This is a genomic window from Microbacterium enclense (assembly GCF_001456955.1).
Lineage (GTDB): Bacteria > Actinomycetota > Actinomycetes > Actinomycetales > Microbacteriaceae > Microbacterium > Microbacterium enclense.
The window spans coordinates 201418-220315 of record NZ_KQ758467.1; the positions used below are offsets into that span (position 1 = coordinate 201418).

At 69.7% G+C, this 18898-nt stretch carries 13 protein-coding genes; 3 read left to right on the forward strand and 10 right to left on the reverse strand.

Annotation, left to right across the window (positions count from 1 at the left end; translation table 11 throughout):
• Positions 1-110 precede the first annotated feature (110 nt).
• Both AS029_RS00930 and AS029_RS00935 read right to left on the reverse strand, forming a co-directional pair.
• Complete coding sequence (locus AS029_RS00930; protein ID WP_058230741.1) at positions 111-1013, reverse strand: aldose 1-epimerase family protein; 903 nt, start codon at positions 1011-1013, stop codon at positions 111-113.
• Positions 1010-1633: an antibiotic biosynthesis monooxygenase gene (locus AS029_RS00935; protein WP_058230742.1), complete on the reverse strand. Its 624-nt coding sequence runs from the start codon at positions 1631-1633 to the stop codon at positions 1010-1012. Before AS029_RS00935 ends, AS029_RS00930 begins: the two co-directional genes overlap by 4 nt.
• Before the next feature lie 325 nt (positions 1634-1958).
• Between AS029_RS00935 and AS029_RS00940 the strand changes: the two genes are divergently transcribed.
• The gene (locus AS029_RS00940; RefSeq protein ID WP_058230743.1) at positions 1959-4241 is read left to right on the forward strand and encodes a DEAD/DEAH box helicase; all 2283 of its coding nucleotides are present in this window, start codon (positions 1959-1961) and stop codon (positions 4239-4241) included.
• A gap of 90 nt (positions 4242-4331) precedes the next feature.
• On the opposite strand, the gene AS029_RS00945 is transcribed toward AS029_RS00940, so the two are convergent.
• Positions 4332-5435: an Rv2578c family radical SAM protein gene (locus AS029_RS00945; RefSeq protein WP_058230744.1), complete on the reverse strand. Its 1104-nt coding sequence runs from the start codon at positions 5433-5435 to the stop codon at positions 4332-4334.
• 113 nt (positions 5436-5548) lie between these two features.
• Positions 5549-6937, reverse strand: a complete 1389-nt coding sequence (locus AS029_RS00950; RefSeq protein ID WP_082642083.1) for an AAA family ATPase — start codon at positions 6935-6937, stop codon at positions 5549-5551.
• Between the two features lie 124 nt (positions 6938-7061).
• Here AS029_RS00950 and AS029_RS00955 point away from each other — a divergent pair, with 124 nt between their 5' ends.
• Positions 7062-8219, forward strand: a complete 1158-nt coding sequence (locus AS029_RS00955) for a M15 family metallopeptidase (protein ID WP_058230745.1) — start codon at positions 7062-7064, stop codon at positions 8217-8219.
• A gap of 172 nt (positions 8220-8391) precedes the next feature.
• Here AS029_RS00955 and AS029_RS00960 read toward each other — a convergent pair whose 3' ends face one another.
• Complete coding sequence (locus tag AS029_RS00960; RefSeq protein ID WP_058230746.1) at positions 8392-9645, reverse strand: LCP family protein; 1254 nt, start codon at positions 9643-9645, stop codon at positions 8392-8394.
• A 269-nt stretch (positions 9646-9914) separates the two neighbouring features.
• Here AS029_RS00960 and AS029_RS00965 point away from each other — a divergent pair, with 269 nt between their 5' ends.
• On the forward strand, positions 9915-13487 hold the full coding sequence (locus AS029_RS00965; protein ID WP_058230747.1) for a S8 family serine peptidase: 3573 nt from the start codon (positions 9915-9917) through the stop codon (positions 13485-13487).
• A 159-nt stretch (positions 13488-13646) separates the two neighbouring features.
• On the opposite strand, the gene AS029_RS00970 is transcribed toward AS029_RS00965, so the two are convergent.
• From AS029_RS00970 to AS029_RS00985, 5 genes are all read right to left on the reverse strand, one after another.
• Complete coding sequence (locus tag AS029_RS00970; protein ID WP_058230748.1) at positions 13647-14690, reverse strand: WxL protein peptidoglycan domain-containing protein; 1044 nt, start codon at positions 14688-14690, stop codon at positions 13647-13649.
• A 10-nt stretch (positions 14691-14700) separates the two neighbouring features.
• Positions 14701-15684 (reverse strand): LacI family DNA-binding transcriptional regulator, encoded by a 984-nt coding sequence (locus AS029_RS00975; protein ID WP_244886974.1) that lies wholly within the window; start codon positions 15682-15684, stop codon positions 14701-14703.
• 108 nt (positions 15685-15792) lie between these two features.
• Positions 15793-15948: a hypothetical protein gene (locus AS029_RS17480; protein ID WP_167345216.1), complete on the reverse strand. Its 156-nt coding sequence runs from the start codon at positions 15946-15948 to the stop codon at positions 15793-15795.
• Positions 15948-17843, reverse strand: coding sequence for a family 43 glycosylhydrolase (locus AS029_RS00980; protein WP_058230750.1), 1896 nt, complete (start codon positions 17841-17843; stop codon positions 15948-15950). Before AS029_RS00980 ends, AS029_RS17480 begins: the two co-directional genes overlap by 1 nt.
• Positions 17844-18269: 426 nt before the next feature.
• On the reverse strand, positions 18270-18884 hold the full coding sequence (locus tag AS029_RS00985) for a hypothetical protein (protein ID WP_058230751.1): 615 nt from the start codon (positions 18882-18884) through the stop codon (positions 18270-18272).
• Positions 18885-18898 lie beyond the last annotated feature (14 nt).

Here is an 18898-nt window from a genome sequence, read left to right on the forward strand (position 1 = left end):
AAAGCAGATGGTAGCTTTCGTCCGCACGAAAGGGAGAGGCCTGTTCTTTCTTTCCCCCGGTCATATGCATAATTCCCTTGTCCCCCATTTGGGGGACAAGGGAACTGCATTCATGAAAAGCGGAGACCCCATTCACGGACGAGGACGTCGCCCGCCGGGAGAGTGTCGAGATCGGTCCCCGTGACGAAGGCGTTCGCCGGCGCCGTCATGGGCTCGATCGCGACGGCCAGCGGCTGACCCGGGTACCGGTCGGTGGTGAAGACCTGGACCCACCGGAAACCCTCGCCCTGCCAGAGATCGAGACGGCGACCGTCGGGCGCCGTGAGCGTGTGGTGCGCGCGGCCCTCGGCATCCCGCTCCAGGCCTCGATAGCCGTTGTCGAGCGTCGCATCGCCCAGCCGGCGACCGCCGCGCAGGTCGTTCGCGCCGGCGACCGGCACCTCGTCGATGGGGATGTTGCGCTCGTCGAGCACGAGTGTGGTCGTGCCGGTCGAATGCACGACGAGATCCTCGGTCGCCACCCCGCCGATCTGCAGATACGGGTGCACGCCGAGGGCGACCGGGGCGGGCTTCGCGCCCACGTTCTCGACATGGTGCTCGACGTGCAGCCCGTCGGGTCGAAGCGTGTAGGTCACGCGCGTGCGCAGGTGGAAGGGGTACCCCGTCTGCGGGACGACGTCGGCGCCGAGCACCAGCCGCTCGTCGCTGTGGTCGAGGGGCTGGTAGGTGCCGAAGCGCAGCAGGCCGTGGCTGGCGTTGCCGAACTTCGGCTCGCTGATCGCCAGCTGCAGGTCATCACCGTCGAAGGTGTACCGGCCGTCGCGGATGCGGTTCGGCCACGGCACCAGCACGACCCCGGATGCCGCCGGAGTGGGCACGTCATCGGGATACGGCGGCACGAGGTCGACGCCGTCGACGGTGAGTGCTCGCAGCGCCGCACCGACCTGGGTGATCTCGGCGGAGCTACGGGGTCCGCGCAAGTGGAAGCGCTGGCCGGTGGGATCGGCGGTCATGACGGGGCCTTTCTCGAACGGGGTGGGCGCTGCAGCCACGGCCGCAGCAGGCGGGTGACCCACGGGAGCACCGCATAGGTCATCACGGGGGTGAGCAGCAGGGTGGTCGCGAGGACGCGCAGCACCAGCGGCACCTCGGCGAAGCCCGGTACGAAACCGAGCAGCCAGGAGGCGAGCAGGTTGGTCGGGAAGAAGCCGACCCAGATCGTCACGGCCTGCTTCCACCGCGGGGGCGCGGCCGGCACCGGCTGTTGCACCGGCGATGTGGTGGCATCCGTCGCCTGCAGAACCGACCCGAACGACGCGTCGAACCAGCCCTCGATGCCGGTGCGTCGTTCGACCCTCTCCTCGCGCGCGAACGGGCGGCCGGAGTCGAGCCACCACCGTCGTTGCGACGACGTCTCCCACCCCTCCAACGTCGTCATGTCGCGGAAGCGGTACAGCATGTACCAGAGGTCGCTCTCCTCGCCCGCGCGCACCCACCCGGAGCCGAGGAAGCCCGGGAAAGCGGTCGCGAGGTCGGTGCCGGCCTGCATCCACGAGGTCGCTTCGGCGGTGCGCGTCGGGTCGATGCGCCGCTCGATCGCCACCGTGATGGGGTGGGCGTCGGTGTCTGCCATGCGTCCATCTTCGTGCGCCACCTCGTGCGAGTCGCCACGATTTGTCGCTTCCACGGCATCCAAGGCGACAAAATCTGGCGACTCGCACGGTTGGGGAACGGACATGGATGCCATTCCCAGGCGTCGCCTGTAACGTGGTGCGGTCGGCTCTGGACACCGCGTCGTGATACGCGGATGGGTTTGTGAGTCCAAGGGGCCGATGGACAGGACGCGATCGCGGCCTCGACCATCATCAGTGAATGGCCCCCGGCCGACGACAGTCCGGGTATCGCACCGCTTCGAACGGTGTCGCTGTTTCGCGCGAACAGAACCCAGGAAGTCCCCCATGCCCAAGAACAAGAAGCCCGCCGGCGGCCGCGCCGCCAAGAACTTCGAGCCCCGCTACGGCGCGAAGACCTCGTTCCAGGACCGCAAGCGTCGCCCCGGCGGCGAGGCGCCCGTGAAGCCCGGCAGCAAGAGCCCGAGCCACCGCGGCTACCGCCCCGAGGCCGAGGTCGCGCCCGAGAAGCGCCGCTGGAGCGCGTCGGACCGCGCCGGTCGCGACGAGGCGCGCAGCATCCGCACCTCGGCCCGCGACGATCGTTTCGGCCGTTCGGATCGGGATGCCACGACCGGCCGCCGCGACGAGCGTCCGGCTCGTTCGTTCGGCGACCGCCCCGCGCGTTCGTTCGGCCGCGACGACCGTCCGGCTCGTTCGTTCGACCGCGACGACCGTCCGGCCCGTTCGTTCGACGACCGTCCCCGTCGCGACGTCGGTGACCGTCCCGCCCGTTCGTTCGGCCGAGACGACCGCGCTCCGCGTGGCGAGCGCGTCGACCGCGACGACCGCCGCACCTTCGGCGACGCCCGGCCGTCGTTCCGCGACGAGCGCCCGCGCCGCTCGTTCGGCGAGCGTCCCGACCGCGGTGCAGAGCGTCCCGCCCGTTCGTTCGATCGTGACGAGCGCCCGCGCCGCGACGCCGGTGAGCGTCCCGCGCGTTCGTTCGACCGCACCGATCGCCCGGCCCGCTCGTTCGATCGGGACGAGCGTCCCCGCCGTTCATTCGAGGATCGCCCGGCCCGTTCGTTCGACCGTGACGAGCGCCCGCGCCGCGACGCCTCTGAGCGTCCCGCGCGCTCCTTCGACCGCACTGACCGCCCGGCCCGCTCGTTCGACCGCGCCGATCGCCCGGCGCGTTCGTTCGACCGCACTGACCGCACTGACCGCCCGGCCCGCTCGTTCGACCGCACCGATCGCCCGGCCCGCTCGTTCGACCGCACTGACCGCCCGCAGCGCTCGTTCGACGACCGCCCGCGCCGCACCGACGGCCCGAGCCGCAGCGACTGGTCGGCCACTCCGAAACGCTCCGCCGAGCACGAGCAGCGCGTCGACGTCGTCCACGAGCGTCTGCAGGCGCAGGCCGTTGACGCGGTGACCGAGACCGGCGTCGGCTTCGCCGAGCTCGGCCTCGGCGACAACATCGTCCGCGCCCTCGCGGGTCTGGGAGCGGCGAGCCCGTTCCCGATCCAGGCCGCCACGGTGAAGCCGATCCTCGAGGGTCGCGACGTGCTCGCACGCGGACGCACAGGCTCGGGCAAGACCATCGCCTTCGGTGCCCCGCTCGTCGAGAGCATCCTGCGCGCCCAGGCCGGTCAGCGCCGGGAGTTCGGTCGTGCTCCCAAGGCGCTCATCCTCGCGCCGACCCGCGAGCTCGCGCTGCAGATCGACCGCACCGTGCAGGTCATCGCCCGCAGCGTCGGCCTGTTCACCACCCAGATCTACGGCGGCGTGCCCCAGGCGCGCCAGGTCGGTGCGCTGAAGAAGGGCGTCGACATCGTCATCGGCACTCCCGGCCGCATCGAGGATCTGCTGAACCAGGGCAAGCTCGATCTGTCGCAGGTGCAGGTGGCGGTGCTCGACGAGGCCGATCACATGTGCGAGCTCGGATTCCTCGAGCCCGTGCAGCGGATCCTCCGCGCGACGGCCGAGGGCAGCCAGAAGCTGCTGTTCTCCGCCACGCTCGACCGTGAGGTCGCCGCCCTGGTCGACGAGTTCCTCGTCGAGCCCGCCGTCTACGAGGTCGCCGGCGAAGATCAGGACTCGGGCACGATCGAGCACCGCGTGCTCGTGATCGACCATCGCGACAAGGCCGAGATCCTCGGCTCGCTCGTCGACCGCGACGGCAAGACGCTCGTCTTCGCCCGCACCCGCGCCTACGCGGAGATGCTCGCCGAGCAGTTCGACGAGGCCGGCATCGCCGCGGTCGCCCTGCACGGCGACCTGAACCAGCAGAAGCGCACGCGCAACCTCGAGAAGCTCACCTCGGGCCGCGTCAACGTGCTCGTCGCCACCGACGTCGCCGCCCGCGGCATCCACGTCGACGACATCGATCTGGTCATCCAGGCCGATGCGCCCGACGAGTACAAGACGTACCTGCACCGTTCGGGCCGCACGGGCCGCGCCGGCCGCAGCGGCACCGTCGTCACGCTCATCACGCGTCAGCGTCAGCGTCGCATGACGGAGCTGCTCGACCGCGCCGAGATCGAGGCGCCGTTCGAGCCCGCGCAGCTGGGCGACGACCTGCTCGAGGAGCTGTCGGGTCGTCAGCTCGCCGACGTCACGTCGTAACCACTCCCTCGGAAGGCCCCCGTCGCTTCGTGCGGCGGGGGCCTTCTCGCGTTCGAAACAGCGCGAGGTCGCTTCGATGGTCTCGTGCCTTCAGAACAGCGTCGGCTCGCTCGCCGGCGCGACGCGGGGGCGAACGGATGCCAAAGTTCCCGTGTTGCGCACCGGCCCGAGGCCGCTCGTCGCCGGTGTCCGCGCCGCAAGGCCAGGCTGAGGTCGCCCGCGCGGGTGATCGTCTTCGTCCCAGCCGTCGAGGCGGTGCATGCGCAGCAGGGGGCGCATGCGCTTGCCCAGCCAGGTGCGGTACGCCTTGGGCGCCGACACGGAGACGCCGGGATAGAGCCCGCGGTACGACGACACGAGATGCGGGTGCTCGCGCTCGAGCCACTGCCAGAACCACTGCTTCGCGCCCGGGCGCAGGTGTAGAGCGCCGTAGACGACCCGCGCGGCTCCGGCAGCGCGAATGCGCGAGAGCGCGTCGTCGAGCACGGCGACGGAGTCGGTGAGGTGCGGCAGGATCGGCATCAGGAACACCGTCACGCGGAAGCCCGCCGCCGTCGCCGCGCGCACCGTTTCGAGTCGCGCCTCGGCGCTGGGGGTGCCGGGCTCGATCGAATGCTGCAGCGCGACGTCGAAGACGGCGATCGACATCGCGAGGGTGACCTTCACCTCGCGGGCGGCGTCGGTCAGGAGCGGGAGATCGCGCCGCAGCAGTGTGCCCTTGGTCAGGATCGAGAACGGGGTGCCGTTGTCGGTGAGCGCCCCGATGATGTCGGGCATGAGCCGGTACCGGCCCTCGGCGCGCTGATAGGGATCGGTGTTCGTGCCGAGCATGACCGGCTCACGCGCCCACGACCCGCGCTGGAGTTCCGTACGAAGCACGTCGGCCACATTGATCTTGACGACGATCTGCGAATCGAAATCGGCGCCCGAATCGAGGTCGAGGTATTCGTGGGTCTTGCGCGCGAAGCAGTACGAGCACGCATGACTGCAGCCCCGATACGGGTTCACGGTCCAGTCGAAAGGCATCGCCGAGGCTCCCGGCACACGGTTGAGGGCGCTCTTCGCCATCACCTCGTGGAACGTCATTCCCGCGAACTCGGGCGTCGTCACCGAGCGCACGAGGCCGTCCACGCGCTCCATGCCGGGGAGCGCCGCCGTATCGTCGACACCCAGCTGCTGCCCCTGCCACCTCATGGCGATAGTCGAACACATGTTCTAGATGGAAGCAAGTAGTGAGCTGCCAGATTCGTACACGTCCGGCGTCTCCCGGTCCCTTCGACCCGGATGGCGACGCGCCGGCGGCCCGGTCACCGAGCCGAAGCAGTGCCGGGCGGCGACCCCAGCAGGACACGGGTCAGCGCCGCACCCGAGTCGAGGAGCCCGTCGAGCGTCGCGGCGAGATCGTCGTCGTCGGGGGCCGGGGCGCCGCGGAGCGCCGCGCGCAGCACCGTGCCGCGAAGCAGTTCCTTCGCGAACGACCCGGTCGTTCCCGCGGCGCGGTCGGCGGCGGCATCCACGGCATCCGGTGAGAGCGGCAGCCCCTGCGCATACCGCCGGAACAGGCGTCGCCGGTCGGCATCGTCGGGCAGGGGGATCTCCACGCCGAGGTCGACGCGGCCCGGGCGGGCGGCGAGGGCCTCCTCGAGGATCTGCACGTGGTTCGTCGTCATGACGAAGGCGATGTCGGCATCCGGTTCCAACCCGTCGAGGGCGTCGAGCACGTCGAAGAGCACCGGCTCGGGCGAGAAGCCGCGGTCGGCGGCCACCAGATCGATGTCTTCGAGCACGACCAGCGCCGGGGCGAACGTGCGCGCGACCTCGGCGGCGGCCTTGACGAAGCGGATGCTCGAGCCCGTCAGCACGACCGCGGTCGTGCCGGGTGTGCGCGAGAGCAGGTGGCGGACGGTGAGCGTCTTGCCCGTGCCGGGCGGGCCGTACAGGAGCACGCCGCGCTTGAGATGCTGCCCGGCAGCGCGGAGCGCATCGCGGTGGTCGCCGATGCCGACGACGTGGTCGACGATGCGCTGGAGGACGCCCTCGCCGAGCACGATGTCGTCGGCGGCGACCTCGGGGCGCACGAGGAAGGTCGCCCCGGCTTCGTGCCCGTATTCGGTCGGCGCGAACGACAGCACCTGTCCGCGCAGCACGCTGCGTTCGATCATGAGGCGGCGGATCTCGGCGAGCGCGGCCGCCGTGGCATCCGCGTCGGCACCGATCAGCTCGAGCTGCGGCTGGGGCGGCATCGACCGCGGGTTCGACGCCCGCTGGACGATCGCCACGGGATGACCGTCGAAGACGAGCAGTCGCACACCGAACGCCACGACCCGGCGCTGCGAATCGGCGTCGACGTCGCGCAGCTCGTACGAGACCGGTCCCGGCGCGAAGTGCGCGTACCCGCCGGAGAGGAGATCGGATGCCGAGACGTGCAGCCTCTGCTCGCCTCCCGTCACACCGATCAGGCGTCCGCCGCACCGCTCCATGAGCTCGTCGAGGGCGATGTCCGCATCGACGTAGCGGTGCGCCGGCAGCGATTCGGTCGTGACCGGCAGGGTGACGGCGTCGACCCCGAGGTGGGCGCTCAGCTCGTCGCCCAGGGGCGAACGATGACCGGCGGAGTCGGACTGGACGATGCGATGCATGTCCTGCAGATACGCGTGGACGGCGTGCATGAGGCGTCGGTCATCGTCGTCGAGCATGGTCCCCCCGGTTCGGTCTCGGCGTTCTCAGACTGCCGAGAACCCGGCGGCTGGGCAAGCACCGTGCGATGGTGTGCGGGTGGCGCGCTCGACCCGTCGGGCCTCCCGCGAGAGAATGGGTCGAGTGATACCCCCCGATCCCGAGCTCTCGCCCCGCCGCGCCGCGCGCGCGGAGGCCGAGCGACTCGCGACGGCGGCGTTGGCGGTGCAATCCGCATCACCCGCCGAGGGCTCACCCGCCGAGGCCGCCGAACCCGCCGAGGCCGCCGGCCCGACCCGTCGCGAGCTGAGAGCGGGCGCCTCGACGTCCAGCGGCATCCGGGCGCTCGCCGCCACGCGCGGGCTGCCCCTCGCCGCCCGACGTCGTCGCGCGGGCCTGCTGGCGGTTGCCGTCGCGGTCGTGGTGGCGGGGGCCGTCGCCATCGGCGCCGCCGCGACCGCGGGCGGACGTGACGAGGGCGAGGCCGCCGAGGTCGCGGCGACGACGACCGTGGTGGAGGGCCCGCCCGCCGTCCCCGCCGAAGGTCTTCCCGTGCCGCAGCTCGCGGCCGTCGCCGCGACCGCCACCCCCTGCGACGATCCGGCGTTCACCGCGGCTCTGGCGTCGGGCGACGACGCCGCCGCCATCGCGGCCGCCGGTGGCGGAGGCGCCTTCCGCGCAGCGGTGGCATCCGGGATCGCGCCGTGCGTGTCGTTGTCGGACCCGAATCGCGAATGGGTGGTCGTCAACAAGCAGCGCCCCCTCGACCCGGTCGACTACCGCGCCGGCGACCTCGTCATGCCCGAGAACGTGCGCGCTCTCGAGGAGTCGGCACTGCGGGCACGGGCGGCGGGTGCGCTGACCGAGATGGTGCGCGCCGCCTCCGACGCCGGTGCGGGCGAGATCGGATACCTCAGCGCCTTCCGCTCGTACTCGACGCAGCAGTCGACGTATGCCGGGCGCGTCTCGGTGGGAGGCGTCGAAGAAGCGGACCGCGAGAGCGCGCGCGCCGGCTACAGCGAGCACCAGACGGGGCTGGCGGTCGACATCGTGCCGTGCAACGGCTCCTGCGCCACCCTCGACGACGTCGCCGCCTCGGCCCAGGGGGCGTGGGTGCGCGATCACGCCTGGGAGTTCGGATTCATCACGCGCTACGCCGAGGGGCGCGAGAGCGTCAGCGGCTACGAACCCGAGGCCTGGCACCTGCGCTACATCGGGCCCGAGCTCGCCCGCGCCTACCACGAGGGCGGGTACACGACGCTCGAGGAGTTCTTCGGGCTCCCCGCGGCGCCGACGTACTGATCGACGGATGCCGGGGTCTTCGGCATCCGTTTCGACCCGCGCTCTGCACGCTCTCGCCGAGTCGCCGAACCGTCTCGAGCATGCTGACTCGCGCCGTCTGCACGTGCAGAGCCCCGAGAAGCGGGCACGAGCCGCAACTCACCGCGGGGTCGAACGCGGGGCGGCCGCGGTCTCAGTTCACGACGCCGGCGCTGCAGGTCTGCTGCGCCGCGCTCGAACCGCTGATCGAGGGCGGCAGGGCGACGGCTCCCGTGGCGGGATCGACGGTACCCGGCTCGACCTCCTCGGCGGGTGGGGCCTCCTCCGTCGGTGACGCGTCGGGTGTGGGCGTCGCGTCCGCGACGACCGTGCCGCCGTTGACGGAGACGTCACCGGTGACCTCGATGGCCTGGTTCGCGGCGAGGGCGTCCCAGAGCACCTCTGCGGCCGAATAGTTCGGGGCCACGCGGTTGCGGTCCGACGGCGCCTCCACCGTCGGGTACTGCACGAACACGATGTCTTCGAACGGCACGTCCTTGACGGCTTCCGCCACCTGAACGAGCGTGAGGGGATTCGTCAGGCTCTGGGTGGGCGTGACGTTGCGCAGTCCCGTGGATGCCAGGCGGAGCACGGTCGCGGGGTTCGACAGCACCTCCTCGCTGACGAGCTTGCGGGCCAGGCGCGACATGTACTGCTGCTGATTGCTCACGCGGGCCAGGTCGCTGCCGCCCACGCCGTATCGGGTGCGCAGGAACTGCAGGGCCTCGATGCCCTGGATGGTGCGCGGGCCCGCCTCCCAGTCGATCCCGGTGTTCTCGTCGCGCATGTCGCTGGCCAGGCAGATCTCGACGCCGCCGATCGCGTTGGTGATCTCGATCACCCCGCCGAAGGTCACCATCGCCCCGAACTGGATCTGCTGTCCGCTCATGTCGGAGATCGCCGTGATCACGCACGACAGCCCGCCGTACGTGTACAGCTCGTTGATCTGCAGGTACCCGCCGTCGAAGCGGCCGCCCTCGGAGGTGTCGCACGCCGGTGCGTCGAACACGAGGTCGCGCGGGAACGACACCACGGTGACCTTGCGGGGCGCGTCGGAGATGTGCACGAGGATGTTGACGTCGTTGAGCCGCCCCTCGGAATCCGGCCCCTCGCAGCGCTCGCCGAAGAGGGCGATGAGGTTCTCTTCGCACGCGTCGATGCCGACGACCATCATGTTCACGCCGCCCTCGAGCTGGCCGAGATCGGGCGGCACGGGCGGCTGGTTCTGCACGACCACGGCTTCGTCGACGAAATCCGCCGTGAGGTCGTAGGCCGTGTACGACACGACCCCCAGCACCGACACCACGGCGACCACCGCGGCGACGGCGACGAGGGTGGCCAGCTGGCCGAGCGGATGCGGGGAACGCAGGCGCGCGTGCTGCGCGACGGTGCGACGGCGCCGGGGCATGGCGGCTCCTCCTCGGGTTTCGTCGCAGTCTAGGGGTCCCGTGAGCGGCGCCCCGCCGCCCGCCGCGAGACGCGCCGTGCACCGCGCCTGGGTCGATAAGCGCGAGAAAAGCGTGAGCGAATGAACTCGTGGTTCGTTTCGGGGCTGTGACGTTTGCCTCTGTACGTGACTTTTCTGTAGGTGATGAATCCACCCTGAGTTATGTTTGTGCAACGCGCGTCGCCGATGACGCGCAAATCGCTCATTCATCCCCCCGTTTGGAGCGCACTATGGGTCGAACCCTGCGTTCAGTCGCGGCCATTTCGCTGGCCGGACTGCTCACCGCCACTGGAGCCACGGCCGTCCAGGCCGCCGACGTGGGCGAGGCGGTGACGCCCCCCACACCCATCGAATCCGCCACGGGTCGCTACATCGTCGTGCTCGACGAGGCCCCTGTCGCCACCTACGGTGGCGGAGAGCCGGGCCTGGATGCCACGAAGTCCGACGACGCCAAGCTCGATCCCGATTCACCCGCCGCGCGCGAGTACTCGGCGTTCCTCGAGCAGCGCCAGCAAGACATCGCCGACGAGGCGGGCGTACGCCCCGAGACGACCTACACCGTCGCGGTCAACGGCTTCAGCGCCTCGATGGACCCGAACCAGGCGGCCAAGCTCGCCGCGACCGAGGGCGTGCAGAAGGTCGTCCCCGACGAGATCCGCCATCCGCACGCGGTCCCCTCGACCGAGTTCCTCGGTCTCGAGGGCGACAACGGCGTCTGGCAGCGGGTCGGCGGCACGGATGCCGCGGGTGAGGGCGTCGTCGTCGGTGTGATCGACACCGGTATCGCGCCCGAGAACCCGGCCTTCGCGGGAGAGCCGCTGGGGACCACCGCCGGCGACGAGCCGTACCTGGACGGCAACGACGTCGTCTTCCGCAAGGGCGACGGCTCCGACTTCCGCTCGCCCCGCGTGGCCGAGGGCAATGGCTGGTCGCTGTCGGACTACTCCACCAAGCTCGTCGGCGCCCGCTACTTCGACACCGGCGCCGCGGCATCCGGCTTCACCTTCGAGGCCGACTACGTCTCGCCCCGCGACGGCGACACGCACGGGTCGCACACGGCGAGCACCGCCGCGGGCAACCTCGGTGTCGAGGCCGACGTCGAGGGCCTCGACTTCGGCGCGATCTCGGGCGTCGCCCCGGCCGCCAAGGTGGCCGCGTACAAGGCGTGCTGGGCGGGCCCCGACCCGCTCGTGACGACCGACGACGTCTGCGCCCTGAGCGACCTGCTCAGCGCGATCAACGCGGCGGTCGACGACAACGTCGACGTCATCAACTACTCCATCGGCGGCGGGGCGGCCAGCTCCACCTTCGCCCTCGAGGACCAGGCGTTCTTCAACGCCGCGGCGGCCGGCGTCTTCGTCGCGGTCTCCGCGGGCAACTCGGGCCCCGACGCGTCGACGGCCGACCACGCCTCGCCCTGGTACACCACGGTCGCGGCATCCACGATCCCGACGTACGAGGGAACGGTGACGCTGCCGAACGGCTTCGAAGCCGCCGGCGCGTCCATCTCGGTGCCCGCCGACCAGAACGTCACGGCCCCCGTGGTCTACGCGGGTGACATCGCGGCATCCGGAACCGACGCCGCGAACGCGGCCCTCTGCCTGTTGGGCTCGCTCGACCCCGCCCAGGCCGCGGGCAAGATCGTCGTGTGCGACCGCGGGCAGAACGCCCGTGTCGAGAAGTCGCAGGCCGTGAAGGACGCCGGGGGCGTGGGCATGATCCTCGTCAACGTCACCCCCGCCTCGGTCGACAACGACTTCCACTCCGTGCCGACCGTGCACCTCGACGCGCAGTACCGCGAGGCGCTGCTGTCGTACGTGCGCGAGACCCCGGATGCCACGGCCACCCTCATCGGTGAGAACATCACCGACGACGTGACCCCGACGCCGCAGGTCGCGGGCTTCTCGAGCCGCGGACCGATGCTGGCCGACGGCAGCGACATCCTCAAGCCCGACGTCTCGGCGCCCGGTGTGGCCATCCTCGCCGCGGCGGCCAACGCACCCGGTGCCGACCCGGCGTTCGAGTTCCTCTCGGGCACGTCGATGTCGTCGCCGCACGTCGCCGGTCTCGCCGCCCTGTACCTCGGAGAGCGACCGCTGGCCACGCCCGCCGAGGTGAAGTCGGCGATGATGACCACCGCCTACGACACCGTGGATGCTGAGAACGCGCCCGCCCCGGACCCGTTCGCGCAGGGTGCCGGTCACGTCGACCCCACGAAGTACTTCGACCCGGGTCTGCTGTACCTGAACGGTTCCGCCGACTGGGCGGCCTTCCTGCAGGGCAAGGGGCTGTACGACTTCGGTGTCGAGCCGATCGACGGCAGCGACCTCAACCTCGCCTCGATCTCGATCGGTTCGCTGGCCAAGCCCCAGACGATCACCCGCACGGTGACCTCGACGCAGGCCGGCACGTTCTCGGCATCCATCGACGTTCCCGGGGTGGATGCCGTGGTGGAGCCGTCGACGCTGGAGTTCACCGACGCCGACCAGGAGAAGACCTTCACGGTCACCTTCACCCGCACGACGGCCGCGGCCGAGCAGTGGTCGACCGGCTTCCTCACGTGGACGAGTGGTGACACCCAGGTGCGTTCGCCGATCGCGATCCGTCCCGCGACGGCCGAGGCGCCGGCCGAGGTCTCGGGCACCGGTCTGTCGGGCGCGACGAGCGTGGAGATCCTCCCCGGGATCACCGGCGAGCTGCCGCTGAACCTGTCGGGCCTGACCGCCGAGACGCTGCTGACCGACCCCGACAACCCCGTCGAGGGGCACAGCGGGAATGAGGCCTCCGGCGACGAAGACGGCTACGTCCGGTGGATCGTCGACGTGCCCGAGGGAACCACCCTCTCGCGCTTCGATCTCGACTCGTCCGACGATGACGGCAGCGACCTCGACCTGTTCGTCTCGCGCGTCGTGAGCCCCGACGACCTGCGGTACTACGAGCGGTTCACCTCGGCGACGGCCTCGGCCGACGAGCAGGTGTCGCTGCCCAACCCCACCCCGGGTACGTATCTCGTCGAGGCGAACGTGTACTCGTTCACCGCGCCGTTCACGTGGGACATGACCTACGCCAACGTCGCGCCCGAGGGGGAGGGCCAGCTCACGGCCGCGCCCGACCCGCTGACGGTGGAGCAGGGCACGCCGGTGTCGTACGAGCTGTCGTGGCAGGGCCTCACGCCCGACACGCGCTACCTCGGCGTGGTGCAGTACGGCGACTCCGAGGTGCAGACCGTGCTCACGGTCGACGCCGGAGAGGCGGCCCCGGTGGCCGTGGAGGCGCCGACCGTGTCGGGCACCGTGGCCATCAACCGCACCCTGCGTGCCACCCCCGGCACGTGGGATCCCGCCGACGTGACCACGACGTATCAGTGGCTGCGCGACGGCGAACCCATCCAGGGCGCGACCTCGCAGAGCTACCGCGTGCAGCGTGCCGACCTCGGTCGGGTCATCAGCGTGCGGGTGACCGCGACGTCTGCGGCCACGGGTCTCTCGGGCACGGCCGACAGTGAGGGTGTGGCATCCGTCGTCACCTCGCGCACCGAGGTGACCGTGAGCCCGTGGGTCGGGCGCACCACCGACACGTACAAGGTCAACGTGAAGATCCGTCCCGCCGGCGGTCCCGCGGCGACCGGCGATGTGGTCGTCACGGTCGCGGGCAAGGCCTACTCCGCCACCCTGCAGGGCGGTGCCGCGACGATCACCCTCGACCCGCAGACCCGCGGCGCGAAGACCGTCAAGGTCGAGTACGGCGGCAGCGCCACCGTGCAGCCGTCGAGCGCGAGCAGCGCGTTCATCGTGCTGCGGTAGTCACCGCTCCCGCACTGCGGCGTCCGGGCTTCGGCTCGGGCGCCGCAGTGCGTCATGCCGGCGAGGCCGCGGGTGCGAAGGAGACGCGCGGGGGGAGAGGTCGCTGAGCCTGTCGAAGCGACCGGGGTGCGCGTCGACGGGCTCAGCCTTCTCGGGAGGTCAGACGCGGGGCCGGCCGTCTGAAGCGACCGTCGACACGGCGTCCTCGAACGTCGATGGCCGGAGCGCCGCGCGCACCAGACGGCGGCGGTCCGCGAGGTACCACCAGATCAGCCCGGCCACGAAGGCTGCGAGCAGTAGCTGCGACCACGGAATCGCGACCGACGTCGACCGCGCATCGCTCACCGTGGCGTTCTCCAGCGGGGTGCCGTCGACGACGGCGGCCGGGGCGAGCGTCATGTCGACCGAATACCAGCCGAGCGGCCACAAGCCGGGAACGTCGAGTGACGACGCCCGGGTCTCGCCCGGGGCCGTCTCGTCGAGGACGGCACCCTCGACGTCGCGGGCGAAAAGGCCGAACGGCCCCGCGATGCGGAACGTCGGCGTTGCTCCGAGGCGCGTGTTGCCGACATTCTCGATGCGATAGTCGATGCGCAGTCCGCCGGACTGGAACGGGTTCCACGAGGAATCGAAGGTCGAGGTCACTCCGGCGGACAGGGCGACGGACAACTCGCCGGTCACTCTCGTGAGCACCCGGAAGCCGACTCGGGACTCGAGGCCGACCTGCGAGTCACCCCTGCTGACGACACTGGCCGCAACACCCGCGAGGTGGTCGCCCGGGGTCGCATCCTCGGGCACCGATACGGTGAAGGGGACGACGGCCGTCTGCCCGCCCGCGACGTCGACCGACTCCGCGATATCGATCCACAACCCCGCGTCGGTCGATTCCCGATCGCTGGGAAGGATGTTGAAGCGACCGTTCGCGGTGAAGTAGCCGTCCGCCGCCGACAGGCGGAACGTGACGTCCTGCGTCCCATGATTCGTCACCGTGAGGCTTTCGGTCTCCTGCGTACCCGGGTCGAGATCCAGCTCCACCCAGGCTCTGCCATCCGGCCCGTCGGCATCGCCGGGACGCACGGACCACGTCGTCGACGCGTCGGCGGTGTCGGTCGTGGCCGCTGCGCCGACCGCCTGGACGGCGCCGGCCGGCACGAGGAACGCCGTGGCGACGGCGAATGCAGCGAGCGAACGGAGAAGATTCATCGTCAGATGCCTACTTTCCTCGTCGTGAGCGGGTCGAGTTCCGGACGGTCAGAACGGGCTCGATCGTGTCGTGTGTGGGGTCGATGTCACCCTCGATCGCATCGATGATCTGCTGAAGGGCCAATTTCCCCAGCGCCTCGAAGTCCTGCCGAACGGTGGTGAGAGGGGGCAGGAAATGGCGGGCATCCGACAGGTCGTCGAAGCCCACGATGCTGATCTGAGAGGGGACATCTATCCCGCGTTCCTGCAGCCCGTGAATGGCTCCGAGTGCGATCTGATCGTTCGCAGCGAAGATCGCCGTGGTGTCGCCCCAGTCGGTCGTCTTCGCGACGTCGTACCCGAAATCAGACGTCCAGTCCCCGGCGATCCTCAGTCCACGGGTGAGGCCGGCTTCGTCCTGCGCCTCCTGCCACCCTTGATCGCGTTCTCTTGCGTCGTACCAGTCCTGTGGGCCCGCGAGATGAGCGATCGAGCGATGGCCTCCGGCGATGAGATGCTCGACGGCGAGTCTTGCTCCTGCCCGCTGGTCCATGCCGACGGTGTGCCAGTCGGAGTCGGCCTCGGCTTTGATGACGATGGTGGGAAGGGCCGGGCTCCGTCTGCGCAGAGTGTCGAGAGATGAAGCACGAGGGGCGATGATGCACAACGCGTCGACTCCCTGAGCGACCAGTTCCCTGACACCGGAGTCCATCTGCGAGTCGGAGTCGTCGCCGATGGAGAAGGCGCTCACCGCGTAACCGAATCCGCGGGCCGCTTTCTCGAGGGCTCGAAGGGTGTTGTTCGGACCGTTCTGGACGGTTTCGTCGATGACGACGCCGATTCTTCTCGTGCGACGTGTGGCCAGAGCCCGGGCAATCGAACTCGGGGTGTACTGCATCTCTTCGATGGCCTGGAGGACACGGGATCGGGTCGCTTCCCGAATACTGGAATGCCCGTTGATCACCCTCGACACCGTCATGTGCGAGACGCCCGCACGGTAAGCCACGTCGTACATGCTCGGCTGTTGTCGCATGGGTGGGTGATTGCGGGACATCGGTGGTGTTTCCGGTTGGGGGGTGGGGTGCAGGAGTGCGCCCCACCCCCTTTCTCTGGTGTGCGGGCGTCAGCCGTCGAACAGTGACGGTGTCAGGGTCGACGTGTACGTGCCGGGGGTGACCTCGTTGCCCACCTGAGGGGAGAGCTCGGCGTCTGCCGACCATTCCCCGCAGGCGAGATCGGCGGCGGCAGCTTCGTTGCCCCGAACGCCACGTTCGAGCATCAGGCGGTCGGGAACGCGCCGTACGAGGCCGTCTTGGTGATGGTTCGCGTCGATCCATCAGACATGTTGGTCACCACCGCGGTCGCTTCTCCCCCGTCGATACGGGCGGCGCGGCTGTTGAAGGTGACGCTCGCCGTCTTGCCCGGCGCGACGGCCTTGAACGTCTTCTCACCGAACGCAGACGTCAGAACCACATCCACCGGCACCGAGTCGTTGTTCTTCGCCGCCATGGTCAGGTGCACTTTCCCGCCGATGGACCTCGCATCCGCCGAGACGTCCACCTTCAACGCGGGCGGTGCCGGCGGCAGGGAGGAGTTCTCGATGACGCGGTACTGGAAGTCGCGGAAGACCGCATTGCCCGAGCCGTACGCGTACAGCCCCAGACGCAGCCCCTCTGTCGGCGGACGGTCCCTCGCCACGTTGTGGTGGTAGCCGCTGATCTCCAGGTTGGAGTTGGTCTTCGTCCAGTTCTGGCCGTCCGTGCTGCTGTACATGACCAGGTCGTGGTGCAGGTTCATGACTTTCAACCAGATGGTTCCGGTCGAGACGGCGAGACCGTTGCCGGGGCCCGAGCCCTTGGCGTAGGTGGTCACGCGCTGACCGTTGTAGCCGATCCCGGCGAAGAGTGCCTGATCGACGAAGAGCATGATGCCGGCTTCGGTGGCGCCCGCCAGGCTGATCTGAATGGTCGCTTCATAGGCGCGATCGCCCGGGACGATCGTCAGAGGCGAACTCGTCGCGTAGGAGGTTCCCTTGGCCTGCAGAGTCAGCGCGTTGTCGGCGAAGCTCGCACGGTTCGATTCGCCACTCGCCGCATCCGCGAAGCGCCACTGGGTGCCGATGTTGTTCTTCGAGAAGTCATCCGACATGGGCTGACCGTCGGGATTGACGTTCGACCCGCCCTGCGGCATCGCGATGGGTTTGGTCAAGTCCTTCACCGTGGCTCGCAGCCAGCCGTCCTCGGTCCACTCGAGAGGCTCCAGGATGGCCTGTCGGCCGAGGGTGCGGTAGCCGTTCTCGTACGCGTGGTACATGATCCAGGGCTTCTTGTCGGGACCTTCGACGACTGTTCCGTGACCGCGCGACCACCAGGGGTCGTTCCGGCGGGAGGTGCGGATGAGAGGGGAGTTGGGGTCGTTCTCCCACGGGCCGTTGATCGACTTCGACCGTGCGACGACGACCATGTGGCTGGTGGGCGGCCCATAGGTTCCGCCCTGACCGACGATCATGTAGAAGTAGTCGCCGCGACGGTGGATCTTCGGGCCCTCGAGCGCGAAGCCTTCGTCGATCCAGACGGGCGGGTAGGCGGTGCGAGGGTACTGCCACCCCGCGTAGACGGTCTCCATCGGACCGGCGGACGTGAGGCCGTCGTCGGTCAGCTGCATCCGTCGGCCGCCACCGAAGAACAGGTAGCGCTTGCCGTCCTCGCCGACACCATGGCCGGGGTCGAGTGCGTTGCCGCCCTCGATCTTGACGGGTGCGCTCCAGGCTCCATCGATGTCGTCCGTGTAGACGACGTACGTGCCGAGACCCGTCGCTCCGAGCACCGCCGCGTAGATGTAGAAGCGGTCGCCGACCTTGACGATGGACGGTGCGAGCACGTTGCCGATGCGTTCGGTGAGAGCGGATCCGACCTTGCGCCAGTTGACGAGGTCGCGCGAGTGCCACACCAGGAGCCCGGGCAGCTCGTCGAATGTCGACATGGTCAGGTAGTAGTCGGAGCCGTCCTTGACGATGTCAGGGTCGGTGAGCTGGCCGGCGATGACGGGGTTCAGGTAGGTGCCATCGCCGAGATCCGCCTTCCTCTGACCGTCGTATCCTGTGCTCCAACGAAGGTTGTACCCCCACCCGTCGTAGTCGCTGGGGCTCGGGTCCGTGCCGGTGCGCGAACTCATCACGCGAGGAGGGGCCGCGATGACGGGTGCAGCCGCAAGCGCTGCCGGAGCCGCGGCTGATGCTGTCTGCGGAAGAAGGGTGGATCCGACCAGTCCGGCCGCACCCGCCATTCCAAACTTGATCACGCTACGCCGTGATGTCTCCATGTGATTTTGCCTTTCGGGTAATTGTGTGCGAGTCGCACCGTTGTGGCGAATGCCTTTCGGCAGTCGCTCTTGCGCTCGTGGTTTTTATTGGCTGAATGTCGCGGGGCGAATTACAATTTCGCCGGTTTCGCGGTCACGGATGGGTTCTCCACCGTCGCGGTCGCCGCATTCGCATAGCGCAAGCCGCTGTCCGCATTCCGCGCCGAAGAATAGTGACTGCCGTCCGAGGGGAGCCCCGCGGTCGGGTGGGGACGACGATCCGCCCCCACCCGACCGGTCTCACTCGAACAGCGAGAGGGTGAGCAGCGACGCGTACGATCCCGGGGCGACGGTCGTCGGTACGCGCAGGAAGAGCTGCGCGTCCGCGGACCAGACGCCGCCGGCCTCCGCAGCCTCGGCGGACTCGCCGAGGAACAGCAGCTCCTGGTCGACCAGCCCGGGCTGGTCCTCCATCGCCGTCCCGACGGTGTTGCCCACGCTGACGAAGGACTCGCCCTCGCCGGCCAGCAGCTCGGGCGTCCAGCCCAAGTGCTCGGCCGGAAGCGGCGTCGTCCCCTCATCGGAGGACGTGAAATCGCTCGCCGAGCCGACGACCGACCAGAACGCCCCGTCGGGGATCTGTGCGGCGTCGCGGGTGTCGGTGACGGTGACCGTCGGCAGCGTGCCCGTGAACTGGCGCACCAGGTCGGTCGATCCGTCCTCGGTCAACGTCGCGGAATCGCCGGCGACGCTGAGGGCGAGGACGCCGGGGACCTCGATGGGCTGGACGTCGACGGTGATGTCGACATCTGCCCCCTCCGCCGCCGCAGCCGACGCGACCGCCGAACCGGCAGCCGTGACGATCGCCACGCCGAGCGCGGCGGTGGCGACGCGCAGACCATATGACTTGTTCATCTGTTCTCTTTCGT